Origin of the sequence: Bradyrhizobium sp. R2.2-H (genome assembly GCF_004346455.1) — a bacterium.
Taxonomy (GTDB): Bacteria; Pseudomonadota; Alphaproteobacteria; order Rhizobiales; family Xanthobacteraceae; genus Bradyrhizobium; species Bradyrhizobium diversitatis.
Window position 1 is genome coordinate 90,111 of the sequence record NZ_SMBR01000006.1, and the last position, 14,359, is coordinate 104,469.

At 63.0% G+C, this 14,359-nt stretch carries 13 protein-coding genes; 3 read left to right on the forward strand and 10 right to left on the reverse strand.

Features of this window, described 5'->3' with window-relative positions; all coding sequences use genetic code 11:
- Window positions 1-175: 175 nt before the first annotated feature.
- From oxlT to EDE08_RS38475, 5 genes are all read right to left on the reverse strand, one after another.
- A complete protein-coding gene (oxlT, locus tag EDE08_RS17150) occupies window positions 176-1,465 on the reverse strand; it encodes an oxalate/formate MFS antiporter (protein WP_061883315.1) in 1,290 nt (429 codons plus the stop codon).
- A gap of 392 nt (window positions 1,466-1,857) precedes the next feature.
- Window positions 1,858-3,357 carry a tripartite tricarboxylate transporter permease gene (locus tag EDE08_RS17155; protein WP_131870172.1) on the reverse strand — a complete coding sequence of 500 codons (1,500 nt, stop codon included), beginning with the start codon at window positions 3,355-3,357 and terminating at the stop codon, window positions 1,858-1,860.
- Between the two features lie 42 nt (window positions 3,358-3,399).
- Window positions 3,400-3,891, reverse strand: a complete 492-nt coding sequence (locus tag EDE08_RS17160; RefSeq protein ID WP_131870171.1) for a tripartite tricarboxylate transporter TctB family protein — start codon at window positions 3,889-3,891, stop codon at window positions 3,400-3,402.
- An 86-nt stretch (window positions 3,892-3,977) separates the two neighbouring features.
- Window positions 3,978-4,985 carry a Bug family tripartite tricarboxylate transporter substrate binding protein gene (locus EDE08_RS17165; protein WP_131870170.1) on the reverse strand — a complete coding sequence of 336 codons (1,008 nt, stop codon included), beginning with the start codon at window positions 4,983-4,985 and terminating at the stop codon, window positions 3,978-3,980.
- 462 nt (window positions 4,986-5,447) lie between these two features.
- Complete coding sequence (locus EDE08_RS38475) at window positions 5,448-5,585, reverse strand: hypothetical protein (protein ID WP_165935988.1); 138 nt, start codon at window positions 5,583-5,585, stop codon at window positions 5,448-5,450.
- Window positions 5,586-5,846: 261 nt separating this feature from the next.
- Between EDE08_RS38475 and zigA the strand changes: the two genes are divergently transcribed.
- Both zigA and EDE08_RS17180 read left to right on the forward strand, forming a co-directional pair.
- Window positions 5,847-7,052 carry a zinc metallochaperone GTPase ZigA gene (gene zigA / locus EDE08_RS17175; RefSeq protein WP_131870169.1) on the forward strand — a complete coding sequence of 402 codons (1,206 nt, stop codon included), beginning with the start codon at window positions 5,847-5,849 and terminating at the stop codon, window positions 7,050-7,052.
- A 139-nt stretch (window positions 7,053-7,191) separates the two neighbouring features.
- The gene (locus tag EDE08_RS17180; protein WP_131870168.1) at window positions 7,192-8,505 is read left to right on the forward strand and encodes an Hsp70 family protein; all 1,314 of its coding nucleotides are present in this window, start codon (window positions 7,192-7,194) and stop codon (window positions 8,503-8,505) included.
- 41 nt (window positions 8,506-8,546) lie between these two features.
- Here the strand turns inward: EDE08_RS17180 and EDE08_RS17185 are convergent, their stop codons facing one another.
- From EDE08_RS17185 to EDE08_RS17200, 4 genes are all read right to left on the reverse strand, one after another.
- Window positions 8,547-8,996, reverse strand: coding sequence for a c-type cytochrome (locus EDE08_RS17185; RefSeq protein ID WP_165935989.1), 450 nt, complete (start codon window positions 8,994-8,996; stop codon window positions 8,547-8,549).
- 142 nt (window positions 8,997-9,138) lie between these two features.
- On the reverse strand, window positions 9,139-10,425 hold the full coding sequence (locus tag EDE08_RS17190; protein WP_131870167.1) for a serine hydrolase domain-containing protein: 1,287 nt from the start codon (window positions 10,423-10,425) through the stop codon (window positions 9,139-9,141).
- 403 nt (window positions 10,426-10,828) lie between these two features.
- Window positions 10,829-11,272 carry an SRPBCC family protein gene (locus EDE08_RS17195; RefSeq protein ID WP_131870166.1) on the reverse strand — a complete coding sequence of 148 codons (444 nt, stop codon included), beginning with the start codon at window positions 11,270-11,272 and terminating at the stop codon, window positions 10,829-10,831.
- Between the two features lie 135 nt (window positions 11,273-11,407).
- Complete coding sequence (locus tag EDE08_RS17200; RefSeq protein WP_131870165.1) at window positions 11,408-12,097, reverse strand: hypothetical protein; 690 nt, start codon at window positions 12,095-12,097, stop codon at window positions 11,408-11,410.
- Between the two features lie 143 nt (window positions 12,098-12,240).
- Between EDE08_RS17200 and EDE08_RS17205 the strand changes: the two genes are divergently transcribed.
- Window positions 12,241-13,203 (forward strand): alpha/beta hydrolase family protein, encoded by a 963-nt coding sequence (locus tag EDE08_RS17205; RefSeq protein WP_131870258.1) that lies wholly within the window; start codon window positions 12,241-12,243, stop codon window positions 13,201-13,203.
- 177 nt (window positions 13,204-13,380) lie between these two features.
- Here the strand turns inward: EDE08_RS17205 and EDE08_RS17210 are convergent, their stop codons facing one another.
- Window positions 13,381-14,340 carry a DMT family transporter gene (locus EDE08_RS17210; protein WP_165935990.1) on the reverse strand — a complete coding sequence of 320 codons (960 nt, stop codon included), beginning with the start codon at window positions 14,338-14,340 and terminating at the stop codon, window positions 13,381-13,383.
- Window positions 14,341-14,359 lie beyond the last annotated feature (19 nt).

The window sequence follows — 14,359 nt, forward strand, 5'->3', positions numbered from 1 at the left end:
GCGTCGTCCGGAGATTGGTATACGATATTCCAGATTGCAAGCGTTATCTTGGCTCGGCGTTCACAAAATGCGGCGGGGTCAGGCCGCGTCCCGCCAATCACGGCGGTCTTCTGTCAAACGAAAACGCCCGGCCGTGAGGCCGGGCGTCGTGCTCGCGTGAACTGCGGTGGAATGGTCAGATGGTCGATTTCGCGACCACGACCTTGCGCCAGGGTTTCAGCACCGCGATCGCCAGCAGCGAAGCCAGGATGTTGGCGCCGGCCGCGATGATGAACACGGCGTCCCAGGTCCCCGACGACTGCTGCATGTAGTTGGCGATCGGCACCAGCAGCGCGGCGGTGCCCTTGGCGGTGTAGAGCAGGCCGGCATTGGTGGTCGCGAACTTGGCGCCGAACGTGTCGGTGCAGGTCGAGGGGAACAGCGAGTAGATCTCACCCCAGGCAAAGAACACGAAGCCCGAGAGCAGCACGAACCAGATCGGATCGTGGCCCCAGAGGTAGAGCATCCAGATGCCGAACCCTTCCATGCCGAAGGCGATGAACATCGTGTTCTCGCGGCCGATCATGTCGGAGATCCAGCCGAAGAACGGACGCGTCAGGCCGTTGAGCACGCGGTCGATCGTGGCCGCGAAGGTCACCGCCGTCATCGTCACGGCCATCAGCGTCACCGGCACGCTGTCGACCTTCCAGTCAACCGCAATCGGCTTCAGGTTCGCCGTAACCATCAGTCCACCGGCGCCGACGATCACGAACATGAAGTACATCAGCCAGAAGATCGGCTGGCGCAGCACTTCGGTCGGCTGATAGTTGCGCCGGGTCTGGATGATATTGGCATTCGCGACCACGTTCGGCACCTGGCCTGCCTTCGGCGCGAGCAGGAAGAAGGCGAGGATGCAGATGATGATGCCCTGGCCGAGGCCGAAATAGAGGAAGGTGGTCTGGAAGCCGCTGTCCTTGATCATGGCCTGGATCGGCGCAACGGTCAGCGCAGAGCCTGCACCGAAGCCCGCGGCGGTGATGCCGGCGGCAAGACCGCGCTTGTCCGGAAACCATTTCAGCGCATTGCCGACGCAGGTGCCGTAGACGCCGCCGGCGCCGATGCCTGCGATGATCATGCCGAGATAGTAGCCGTTGAGCGAGGTGGCCTGCGCGTTGATCGCCCAGCCGATGGCGCAGAGCACGCCGCCGACCAGCACGACGATGCGCGGGCCGTATTTGTCGACGAACCATCCTTCGACCGGCACCAGCCAGGTCTCGAACAACACGAAAAGGGTGAAGGCCCACTGGATCGATGCGCGATCCCAGCCGAACGTCTTCTGAATGTCGGGGACGAAGAACGTCCAGCCATATTGGTAATTGGCGATCATCACCATCGCCATCACACCGATCGCCAACTGCGCCCAGCGGTACGCATCGCTTACGCGTGCGGCACTGGGGGCCGCTGCCGACTGCACCATGTCCGTCATTAAAAACCCTCCCGAATGCGCCGATCATTTTTATGCATGCGCTGCCCGCATCCTGGTATTCATTATGCCAAGATTCAAGCGGAGGACGGGAGGTGCGGCGAAATAACGCGGGCCTGTTCAGATGCGCGATGAGGGCTGGATTGTAAAGCCCAATCGCGGCCGGCATACGCGCGGAAGTGCCGGTCGATCCTGATCAAGTGATTGATTCAGTGTTTGCTTTCGTGTCGTCCCGACGCCGCAAGACCGCTGTTGAAAGCCCGCGCGGTTGGGGCTTCTCCACGCGCGCGCTGCCGACGTGCGGTCCGTCGCTGACCACGCGATTTCTGGAATTCTATATTCCAGAAGTCCGACCTGCGGCAATTTGGCGTTGGTGCTGATGGCGCGGTCGCGCCTCACGCCATCGACGTGCGCAACCGGCTATAGCCTTCCTGGATCGCGGACCAGAACAAGGCGACCAGACCGAGCGCCATGATCGTGCTGACGAGGCCGTTGGAGAAGAACACCCCGAGCGATCCCTGCGAGCCCAGCAGCGATTGGCGGAAGGCTTCCTCGGCCTTGTCGCCGAGCACGATGGCGAGCACCAGCGGGGCGAGCGGGTAGTTGCACTTCTTCAGGAGATAGCCGAGCACGCCGAACACCAGCATCAGCATCACGTCGAAGGTGCTGTTGTGCACCGAATAGGCGCCGATCGCACAGAGCACCAGGATGAGCGGCGCGATGATGCCGAAGGGCACGCGGAGGATCGCGGCGAAGATCGGCACGCAGGTGAGCACGACGATGAGGCCGGCCAGGTTGCCGAGATACATCGACGCGATCAGGCCCCAGACGAATTCCTTCTGCTCGACGAACAGCATCGGGCCGGGCTGCAGGCCCCAGATCAACAATCCGCCGAGCAGGACGGCGGCTGTGGGCGAGCCCGGCACGCCGAGCGAGAGCATCGGCAGCAGCGCTGCGGTGCCCGCGGCATGCGCGGCCGTCTCCGGCGCGATCACGCCTTCGATCTCGCCCTTGCCGAAATTGTTGCCGCGTCGCGCCAGGCGCTTGGCAATGCCGTAGCTCATGAAGGAGGCCGGCGTTGCGCCCGCGGGGGTGACGCCCATCCAGCAGCCGATCAGGCAGGAGCGCAGCGAGGTCATCCAATAGGCGGGCAGCTCGCGCCAGGTGTGAAGTACGACGCGCAGGTTGATCTTCGCGTTGCCGCCGCGGAACGCCAGCCCTTCCTCCATGGTCAGCAGGATCTCGCCGATGCCGAACAGCCCGATCACGGCGATCAGGAAGTCGAATCCGTTGAGCAGCTCCGTGATGCCGAAGGTCAGCCGTAACTGTCCGGTGATCGAATCGAGGCCGACCGCCGCGAGCGCAAAGCCCATCATCATCGCCGCGATGGTCTTGAACGGTGGCTCCTTGCTGAGGCCGACGAAGCTGCAGAACGCGAGGAAGTACACCGCGAACTTCTCCGCCGGACCAAATCGCAGTGCGAAGCCCGCAACGAGGGGCGCGACGAGCGTGATCATGATGACGGCAAACAGCGCGCCCACGAAGGAGGAGGTGAAGGCGGCGGTCAGGGCTTCGCCGGGTCTGCCCTGTTGCGCCATCGGATAGCCGTCGAAAGTGGTCGCCACGGACCAGGGCTCGCCGGGGATGTTGAACAGGATCGAGGTGATGGCGCCGCCGAACAATGCGCCCCAATAGATGCAGGACAACATGATGATCGCCGATGTCGGCGGCATGCTGAAGGTCAGCGGAAGCAGGATCGCGACGCCGTTGGCGCCCCCCAGCCCCGGCAGCACGCCGATGATGACCCCGAGCGTGATGCCGATGATCATCAGCATGATGTTGTAGGGCTGCAGGGCGACCGCGAAGCCGTGAAACAGATTGGCCAACTCTTCCATGTCAAAACGTCCTGCAGCAGCAATTGAATGAATGCGTGGCTCTCACAGGCCGAGCCATTCCTCGAGCGGCCCCTTGGGCAGCGGGACCAGGAACCAGCGCTCGAAAACGAGATAGGTCAGGACCGGCATGCCGACCGCGACCGCGATGGTCGTCAGCCAGCGATAGCCGCCGAGCCAGCGCATGAACCAGGCGATGAAAACCATCGAGGCGACGTAGAGGCCGATGAACGGCATCGAGCCGACATAGATCGCGGTCGGCACGACGACGCTCATGACCTGGCGCAGCTGCCCCCATTCTGCGAACAGCCGGCCATCGTCGTCGCGTTGCGCATGCCAGAGGTTGATGGCGCTCGCCACGACGATGGCGGCGCCGATATAGAAGGGGAAGAAGCCGGCACGCGGGCCCTCCGCGCCCCAGTTGATGCCGGCCTTCAGGCTGCCGAAGATGACGACGAGGCCGAAGACGCCGATCAGCAGCGCCATCCCGATTTCCAGCGTCTTGTGGGTCGGGCCGCGTTCAGATCGTTCAGTCATGGGGCCTCCAGGCGGAAACGCAGTCCTTCGCGGTCGCGGCGGGCGTGAGGACGAGCAGCGTCCTCAGCCATCGTCGAAGTCGCGGCTCAATTCCCCGATGCGAGGAAGCCCGCTTCCTTCATCAAGCCTTCGTGGCGCTTCTCCTCCGCCTCGACCCATTTGGCGTAGTCGGCGCCGGTCATGAAGGTCGTGTTGAAGGCGCCGCTCTTCATGAATTCCTGCCATTCCGGCGTGGCGCGCACCTTCTTGAACAGCTCGACATAGTATTCGATCTGGTCCTTCGTCGCCTTGGGCGACATGAAGATGCCGCGCAGCATGAGATATTCCATCGCAAGCCCCTGCGACTTGCAGGTCGGAATATCCTTCCAGGCCTTGCCGTCGGCGATCGGTTCGTCATAGGCCATCGGCTGGGCGTCGAAGACGCAGAGCGGGCGAAGCTTGCCGCCGCGCCATTGCGCGACCGCCTCGATCGGATTGTTGACGGTCGAATCGACGTGATTGCCGACGAGCTGGACGGCGACTTCGCCGCCGCCCTTGTAGGGAATGTAGGTGAACTTGGCGTCGATCGCCTTCTCGATGCCGACCGTGATGATCTGGTCTTCCTGCTTGGAGCCGGTGCCGCCCATCTTGAACGAGCCGCTTGGTGCCTTCTTCGCGGCGTCGACGTAATCCTTGACGCTGTTGTACGGCTTCTCGGCATTCACCCAGAGCACGAATTCGTCGAGCGCCAGCATCGCCACCGGCGTCAAATCCTTCCAGTTGAACGGAATGCCGGTGGCCAGCGGCGTCGTGAACAGGTTCGACAGCGTGATGATGATCTTGTGCGGATTGCCCGACGACGTCTTCACATCGAGGAAGCCTTCACCGCCCGCGCCGCCCGCCTTGTTGATGACGACCATCGGCTGCTTCATCAGGTTGTGCTTGGTGACGATGCCCTGAATGGTGCGTGCCATCTGATCGGCGCCGCCGCCGGTGCCCGCGGGCACGATGAACTCGACCGGACGGACCGGCTCCCAGGCAGCCCGGCTTGCGGTGCTGCTCGCGCACGACATCGCGATTGCCGCCAAAGCGACACTCAGAACGGATGGCTTCATTTGTTTCTCTCCCTGTCGAACCCTCAACGCAGCCGCTCTTTGTCGACTTGCGTCAGCCCATCTCGATTCAGATGCCTGGTGTCACCCTTGCGGTCGATCTCCCATGGCAGTCCCGATAGAAACTGTATGAGGAGGGACACCGCGCGGCATCCGCTCCTTTCGGCTAAGGTTCCGCCAAGGCTCGCGGTGCGTGTGCCCTCGGCTGTTCCCGTCCTGCGTTACGTTTCCACGCCTTACACCTTGGATTGTGCAATCGTGCTTGCTTGTCCAATGGTATGCGCGATGCCAGCAAACAAACAATCGGATCGGCAGCCAGTCCGGCGGACGAATTGTCGCAGTTGAGGTCGCAAGCCCAGGCAAGGAGGCAAAAGAAAATGGCCCCGAACGTGCGGGGCCATTTGACCGAACCGGGTGTCTGCGGGGTCTGTCAGCTCCGCCGTTTGGCGGGCGGACAAGGCCTTCCTACAGGCCGAAACGCGGCAGGTCGCCGTTGCGATTGGAAATCTCGGCGCTCGCCATCAGGAAGCTGTCGATCGCGGCCATCAGGCGGGCGAACAGCGAGGCGGAGGGGGCGAGAGCGACGGAAGCGGTCTTGGACATCGGAAATCCCTTTCTGGAGACAGTCAGCCTTGCTGCCTCATTTCGAAGGGCAGTTTATGTATACCAGATGCCAGCGTCCATGTTTTTGTTTGCATGGCAGCATTCGTTCTTCCGCATTGCGGCATACCCGGTCACTCGCCCAGGACAGAGCCCCTTGACACCGGCGCGCCGAATAAAGAATGTAATGTTATAACATTACATAGTGAGATGCCGTGTCTCGCCGCCCTCGACCCATCCCGCTCAAGAGGCTGTTCGATCTCCATGCCCAAACTCCCCGTCACCGTCTTGTCCGGCTTCCTCGGGGCTGGAAAGACCACTTTGCTGAACCACGTCCTGAACAACCGGCACGGCCTGAAAGTGGCGGTGATCGTGAACGACATGAGCGAGGTGAACATCGATGCGGACCTGGTCCGCGATGGTGGTGCCAACCTCTCGCGGACTGACGAGAAACTGGTGGAGATGACCAACGGGTGCATCTGCTGCACCCTGCGCGACGATCTCCTGAGGGAGGTACGTGCGCTCGCCCAAAGCGGGCGCTTCGATTATCTGCTGATCGAATCGACGGGCATTTCGGAGCCGCTCCCGGTCGCAGCGACGTTCGATTTCCGCTCGGAAGAGGGCGAAAGCCTCTCCGACATCGCCCACCTGGACACGATGGTGACGGTGGTCGACGCCGCCAACCTGCTCAAGGACTATTCCTCGACCGAGTTCCTCGGCGAACGCGGCGAGGCGCTGGACGGCGACAAGCGGACGCTGGTCGATCTCCTCGTCGAGCAGATCGAGTTCGCCGACGTGATCGTCCTCAACAAGGTGGACGATGCCTCGCCGCAACAGCGCGAGGCGGCACGCCAGATCATCCGCTCGTTGAATCCCGAAGCCGACATCATCGAAGCCAATCACAGCCGCGTGCCCTTCGACCGCGTGCTCAAGACCGGCCGGTTCGACTTCGAGAAGGCCCAGCAGCATCCGCTCTGGTACAAGGAGCTCTATGGTTTCGCCGACCACGTGCCTGAAACGCAGGAATATGGCGTGAAGAACTTCGTCTATCGCGCCCGCCGGCCGTTCGATCCGTCGAAGTTCGACAAGTTCGTCAAGGCATCCTGGCCGGGCGTGATCCGGGCGAAGGGTCATTTCTGGCTGGCGACGCGGCCGCAATGGCTCGGCGAGATCAGCCAGGCGGGAGCGATCGTGAGGACCGAAGCGCTGGGTTTCTGGTGGGCGAGCGTCCCGAAGGAGCGGTGGCCGAATGATGAGGCCTGGCGCAAGCGGCTCGGCCAGTATTGGGACAAGGTCTACGGCGATCGCCGCCAGGAGATCGTGTTCATCGGCACCGGCATGGACGAAGCCGAGATCCGCCGCAGGCTCGACGCATGTCTCGTCCCGGAAACGTCGACGATGGACATCGCCGCATGGTCCGCTCTTGCCGATCCGTTTCCGGCCTGGCGTCGAGGCGATCAGTCCAACTGATCGACGTGAATATCAAAAGCCTTGGCATGAGGTCCGGACGCGACCATCTCTGACCAGGTCTTGCTCCGACCAGGTCTTGCAAGGGGACGGCAAAGCCGTTAGTGCTCTGCCCCCTTCCAATCCTCCGTCAGAGTGGTTCATGTCGAGCGCCTCGCCCGCCGTCTCGATCGGCATCGATTTTGGGACCAGCAATACGGTCGTCGCGATTGCGGCGGACGACCGCCGGGTCGAGGCCATCCGCTTCGATCATGGCGGACAGCGCCACAGCGTCTACGTGTCGGCCCTGTGCTTCTGGGAGGACCGGCCGGGCGCCGGCGCCCAGGCCGAGGGGGGTCCGTGGGCGATCGAGCAGTTCCTCGAAGGCCGCCACGTTTACCGCTTCCTGCAGTCGTTCAAGACGTTTGCGGCGAGCAGCAGCTTCAACACCACGCAGGTGTTCCGGCAGCGCTACAAGTTCGAGGATATTCTGGCGGCGTTCCTGCGGACGCTGGCGCGCCATGGCGGTGGGAAGTTCGGCTTCGAGGCGGCGAATATCACGGTCGGTCGCCCGGTGCGTTTCGCCGGCGGCAATCCCGACGAGGCGCTGGCGATGCAGCGTTACCGGACCGCGTTCGAGCGGCTCGGCGCCGGTCACGCGCGCTATGTCTACGAGCCCGTGGGCGCGGCGTTTTCCTTCGCGCGCCGGCTGGAGCGGGATGCCACCGTGCTGGTTGCCGATTTCGGCGGCGGCACCAGCGATTTCTCCGTGATGCGTTTCTCGCGTGCGGGCGGCAGCCTTCGCGCCGAGCCGCTCGGCCATGCCGGCATTGGCATCGCAGGCGACACTTTCGACTATCGCATCGTCGACCACGTCGTATCGCCGCGGCTCGGCAAAGGCTCCAGCTTTCGCTCGTTCGACAAGGTGCTGCCGGTCCCGAACGGCCACTACACCAACCTCGCGCGCTGGCATCAGCTCGCGATGATGAAGAGCAACGGCGATTTGCGCGAACTCCGCGAACTCCAGCGCACTGCGCTGAAGCCTGATCTGCTCGAGGATTTCATCACCATCGTCGATCTCGACCTCGGCTTTTCGCTCTACCGCGCCGTGACCGATGCCAAGGTCGCGCTGTCGGCGCAGGACGAGGTGGACTTCCGCTTTAGGGGCGGCGGCGTCGATATCGGCGCGGCCATCACACGGAAGAATTTCGAAGCCTGGATCGCCGACGATATCGCCCGGCTGGGCGCGACCGTCGACAAGGTGCTGGGCGAGGCCGGCGTCACCGCGCGCGAGATCGAGAAGGTGTTCTTGACCGGCGGCACGTCCTTTGTGCCGGCCGTCCGGAAACTGTTCGCCGAGCGGTTCGGCAACGAACGGCTGATGTCAGGCGACCAGTTCGAGTCGATCGCCTATGGGCTGGCGCTGATCGGACATAGTCCCGACCCGGATCGCTGGGCGGCAAGTCAGGTCGCGTAGCAGGCGGCGAGCGGCCTCCCTGCGGCGACGCTGTTCGGTCGCTATTTCTGCTGAATTCGGTTCAGGTAATCGATCACGGCGAGAATGCGAGTCCGCACGACGACCTCCGGGCTTTGCTGCGGCCCGGCCTTTTGCCAATAAGTGGGATCGACAGCGTGAGGCAGGCTGACGATGGGGTTGAACCGCTCGCCCCAGACCGGCATTTCACGCGTGCCGTGAGCCGGGACTGATTTCGACCCATACAAGGTCTCGTAGACGGCGTTGGTGGGAAACACCCCGTTGTTGGTCTTGGCCAATATGGTCAGGTCGGAAGGCGGTGTCTTGAGCTGGCCGCTGACGGGGCCTTTGCCCTTTGCGTCGGCGCCATGACAACTCGCGCATGACGACAGAAACTCTGCCTTCCCGATGTCGACTTCTTCGGCCTTGGCGGCAGCGGCGAAACCAGCGGCAAGACCGGCAACGATCAACCATCCGATAGCAGATCTCATCATCTCGCCTCCGAGGCCGGCAGGGAAGACTCCTGCTCCTAGCCGTTTTGCCCTTTAGACAGTTTGACGCACATCAAGACCGCACAGCCAGAACCGAAGCGCGCACATGACTTTGCACAGTCGCTCGCTCGCCGACGTGACGTCGTCAGTTCTCCATGGCCTCATAAATCAGCTGCTTGACGGTCCTTTGGATGCGCTGGCGCTCCGAGGGAGTCTGCTCGAGCAGGACGAAGAACATGTCCTGCTTGGGGTCGATCACGAAATAGCAGCCGCTGGCGCCGTCCCATTTCAGTTCGCCCAGATTGCCCGGCGGCGGCGGTTTGGCGTTGCCCGGATCGGTGCGTACGGCGAGGCCGAGCCCGAAGCCGAAGCCGTCGCCCGGAAAGTAGAAGAAGTCCCGCTCGACGCCCGACCCGGGCCCGACCTGGTCCGTCGTCAGCAGCTTGAACGCCTTGGGGCTGAGAATGGTCTTGCCCTCGTAGGTGCCGCCATTGAGCAGCATCTGAGCGAAGCGGGCGTAGTCCGCCATCGTCGAGACCATGCCGCCACTGGCGTACATCATCTTCTTCGGCTTGGTCGGATCGTTTTCGCGGCCCACCCGGAAATCGCTGTCGTTCGGCATCGGCTTGGCGAGCAGCTTCTGCTTTTCGGGGTCGCCGACGAAGAAGCCGGTGTCCTTCATGCCGAGCGGATCGAGCAGCTTTTCCTTCTCGACCTCGATCAGGGACTTCCCGGACGCGATTTCCATGATCCGCGCCAGGATGTCGGTGGAATGGCCATACTGCCAGAGCGCGCCGGGTTGATTGTGCAGCGGCAGTTTTGCAATCCGCTCGGCGAACTCGGCGAGGTCGAAATCGCCGGCATAGATGTCGGCAGCCTTGTAGGCCTTGCGGACCAGGCTGTCGCCGTAGAAGCCGTAGGTGACGCCGGAGGTCTGGCGCATCAGGTCGAGCACCGTCGGCGGCCGGTTCGGCGGTACCAGTTCGAGCGTCTTGGTACCGTCGCTGGCTGCCTTCTCGACGCCGACCTTCACATTTGCAAACGACGGAATGTATTTTGCGATCGGGTCATCGAGGGAGAACTTGCCCTCGTCGATCATCTGCACGGCAACCACGCTGGTGATGGCCTTGGTCATCGAGAACAGGCGGAAGATGGTATGGTCGGTGATCGGAGCCTTCGACTCCACATCCTGCACGCCGAAGGACTTGTGATAAACCGGCTTGCCGTGCTGTTGGATGAGCAGGATTGCTCCGGGAATTTTCCCCGTCGCGACTTCGTTGCGGAAGAACGCGTCGAGTTTTGCCAGCTTTTCCTTGTTGAAATGTGCTCCCGCGGGAATCTCAAAAGTCCCTTCGGCCCGGGCCGAAGCTGCTGCGGCCGCAACGAGCAGCGCGCCACAGGCAATCATCCGCAACGCCTGGAATGGTTTCATCAACCCCCTCCCGATTCCTCCCGAGTGTAGCCTTCCGCTCGACCGGCACAAGGGGCATCGGACTGCCGGGAGCGCCTGCACGCGGGGCGGGACGGCGCCTGCCGCGACGCCGTCGGATACCGCTTGGCGCCCAGGGCGATCGCATATGGCTTTGTTGAAAGACCTGAGCGCGCCTCGTCCTTCGAGACAACCGCTTCGCGGTCCCTCAGGATGAGGCTAAGCGGAACCGGTGCCCGTTGAAACTGGCGCAACGCACTCGCTCCTCATCCTGAGGGCCCGCCAACGGCGGGCGTCTCGAAGGATGGCCACGGGCGAAATCACTCCATATGCGATTGCCCTGGCGCGAAGCCGGTGGCGGTCTGCTCCGCATCAGGCCGAGCAGCACCGCTGCATCGGAGCCAGCCTATTGATTGATCTCGGGCTCGACGAGCTTGGCCAGATTCCGCAGCGATTCCTGCCAGCCGAGATAGCAGGCCTCCGGCGGGATGACATCCGGGATGCCCGACTGCGTGATGTCGATTTCGGTTCCGACCGAGACCTTCTTCAGGATCACGGTCACCTCGATCAGGCCGGGCAGATTGGGATCGTCGAACTTGTCGGTATAGCGGATGCATTCGCCGGGCACGAGCTCGACATATTCGCCGCCAAAGGAATGGCTGTTGCCCGTGGTGAAATTCCGGAACGACATCTTGAACGTGCCCCCGACCTTGGGCTCGAAATGATGCACGGCGCAGGTGAACCCGTTCGGCGGAAGCCATTTCGCCATCGCATCGGCCTCCAGGAAGGCGCGATAGACTTTCTCCGGCTTGGTGGCCAGGACGCGGTGCAGGCGGACGGTATTGGGCATGTTTCGTTCATCCTCTTGCGTTGATGGGCCGACGTCGGCGTCTATGGCCCATTCATGTCACGAGGACGACGGGGAAGCCGCCGGTCCGACAGGTGCCTTGAATTTTTTTCGTTCGAATCTTGTTCGGCCGGATCGCTAGACGGCAGCGACATCCTGAGATGTCATTGTGAATGCCAGCCTGTAGCGGCCAATTCCAGGGTTTTCGCAAGCGCCGGCCGCTTGAAGCGATGACGGCGAGAGCCGTCCGGCGATCACGTCCTCAACGGCATCGGAATCGTAACCGGACAGCAGCACGATCCAGTCGGCAGCGCCGTCCTTGCCGCGGATCTGCTGCTCGGTGGTGGGCGCGCTTGTCCGGGGCGTGTCGGTGAGCAGGAGGTGGGCGCCTGTCAGTCCCGGCTGCTGTGCCAATGCGGCGAGCGTGTCGGAAAGGTGCGCCTGCAACTCCACCTCCCGCCCGAGGTCTGGCGACAGCCTGATGGTCGCAAGCGAGGCCGCTACGCCACCGCCAAAGCTCGCGATGATCCGGCACTGGCTGCGGACCATGCCGAGATGATGCGGCATCATCTTCCTCGACCACGGCGTCGGCGCGTTGAGCCGGTCGAGATATCCCTTCGACGTGAGGACTTCGTATTGCGCGAGCTCGTAGAGCACGAAAAAGCCTTCGGGATCCGTCGTGCTGCTCCAGCGCGATCCCCGCCGGAAGCCGGGAATGCTCATCCGCTCCGGAAAATGCTCATGCGAATGCCAGTCGCCGAACTCGTCGCGCTGCTCCGGGCGAACGCTCCACCACATCGCGACGGCGGCCTTGCCGAGTAGTGACATGTTGACCCTCCCTTTTTGCGGACAGTCTGCCTCAACGCCAACAGCGGCGGCAAGGTGTGCCCGCCCGACAAGCCGAAGCCACAATTCCGCTACCGTTCCGCGTTCAACTCCTGCGGGAGATCGGGGGGCTTCCGTTGCGCAACATGCTCTGGGCTTTTGCCGTCACGCTCTGCTGTCTTGGTTCGCCGGCCGAGGCTGCGGGCATTCAGCTTCTCGACGCCGATCCGGCGCTGTCAGGTGCGATCTGGTATCCATGCGCGGCGGAGCCGACGCATGTGGCGCTGGGCCGTTTATCGGTGAGCGCCGATTTCGATCTGAAGGGTGTGAAGGATTGTTCCGTCACGGGTGCGAAGCTGGCGCTCGTCATCTACTCGCACGGCCGGGGCGGATTTTTCGGCCAGCAGCACGACACGGCGGAGGCGCTGGCCGATGCCGGGTTCATCGTCGCCGCCATCAATCATCCCGGCGATACGTTCAGCGATTCCTCGAGGCGCGATACGCTGTCGGTGTGGGGATCGCGCCCGGCGGACATCGTGCGCCTGCTCGATTTTCTGTTGAACGACTGGAAGGACAGGGCGGTGATCGATCCCGCCAAAGTCGGCTTCGTCGGTTTCTCGCTCGGCGGGGCGACCGGACTCGTGCTGATGGGCACTAAGCCGGATTTCGCCAGGGTCGCCAGCCTCTGCAAGGAGACGACCGGCGTGTGCGCACAGCTTCACAACGGCGAGACGCCGCCCGAGCCGATCCGCGATGCGCGCATTCGCGCCGCCGTCATCGTTGATCCTGCACCGGCTACCCTGACGCGGGAGAACCTCGCTCTCGTCAAAGTGCCTTTCCAGTTCTGGCGCTCGCAGTTCGGTGGGCCGGGAGTCGGCGATGGCTCCGGCAATGCGCGCGTCTCGGAAGGCTTGCCGGGCAAGCCTGACATCCACGTCGTGCCAGCCGGCCATTATGCGTTCCTCGCTCCGTGCTCGGCCGATCTCGCGGCGGCCGTCCCGCGCATCTGCACCGATGTGCCCGCAGTGTTCGATCGGGCCGGATTTCATCGCGAGTTCAACGCGGCGGTGGTGAAGTATTTTCGCGAGAGATTGGCGGAAGATCGTTGAAGCTCGACGTACGGTGAAAGTGCTGGACTGCAGCCCTGAAGTGACACGACAATTGCAGTGACAGGCATTTCGAGGATGCCTCGTTGCGGAAGTCGGCGCTGCAGCTGGCAGCCGCAAGGGCGACATCCGCTTTGCCCATTCAGCCGATGTTTCGAACTCTTTGCTGTCTCAATTTTTTTAGTGACTCCGAGGCTTCCGCAGAGCAATCACGCCGATCGCCACCAGCAAACCGGTGCTGACCAGGGCCAAGCCTGCAAGCTGGAGACTGTTCGGAATCTCGCCTGTGATCGGCATGCCTATCAGGATTGCGACGGCTGGGACGAGAGCCGGAAAGACCGCGGCGCGCCCGGCACCAAGAAGTTGAACAGTCTTCGAGAAAGCAATGACAGCGACGACGCCTGAGAGAACGCCTTGCACCAGAATTTGCGCTGCGAGCATCGGCAACGGAGCCGCCAAGAGACGATCCGCTCCGATCACCGAGATGTAGCAGGGAACGTAGACAATGGCTGAAAGCACGGATACCACGGCGGTTCCTGCGACCGGCGGCACGCCCCAGCGGCGGCTGAGGACCGTAAACACGGCCCACATCAGGCCGGCAGCCGCGAATAGCAAGTCGCCGATCGGCGTCAATGCCGCCCCGGTCATCAAACCGGGTCCGGCAATCACAGCGAGCCCAGCGAGGATTATGGCGACGCCTACAACGCGTGCAATCGTCGGCCGATCACCCAGGACCAGAAATGCTAGTCCGAGCGACCCGAGCGTCAGCGCTGCCGGCTGGATGACGGCACCATGAGCCAGCGGCGCGAATGAATAACCTGATACACCGGTTATGACGAAGAGCGGCCCGACCAGCAGTGTCAGGGTTGCGCCCTTCTTCATACCCATGCCGGCCATGTCCATGACGCCGCGCCTCAACAGCCACGGCAGCATGATCAATCCTGCGACGCCGTACCGGATCGCTGCGACGTCGGTGGCGTGGAGACCCGCCGAGACGCCGGCGCGTGCCATGGCCAGATAGGAGCCCCAGATGCCCGCGGCCAGCAAGCCAAGCGCAAGACCGCACACTTCCGGGCGGTCGCGCAAAGCCACCCGCGAAGGCACAGTCGGTACGGCAAACGTGGAAAGCGACGTGCTCATGACAATTCTTGCTCTTGAG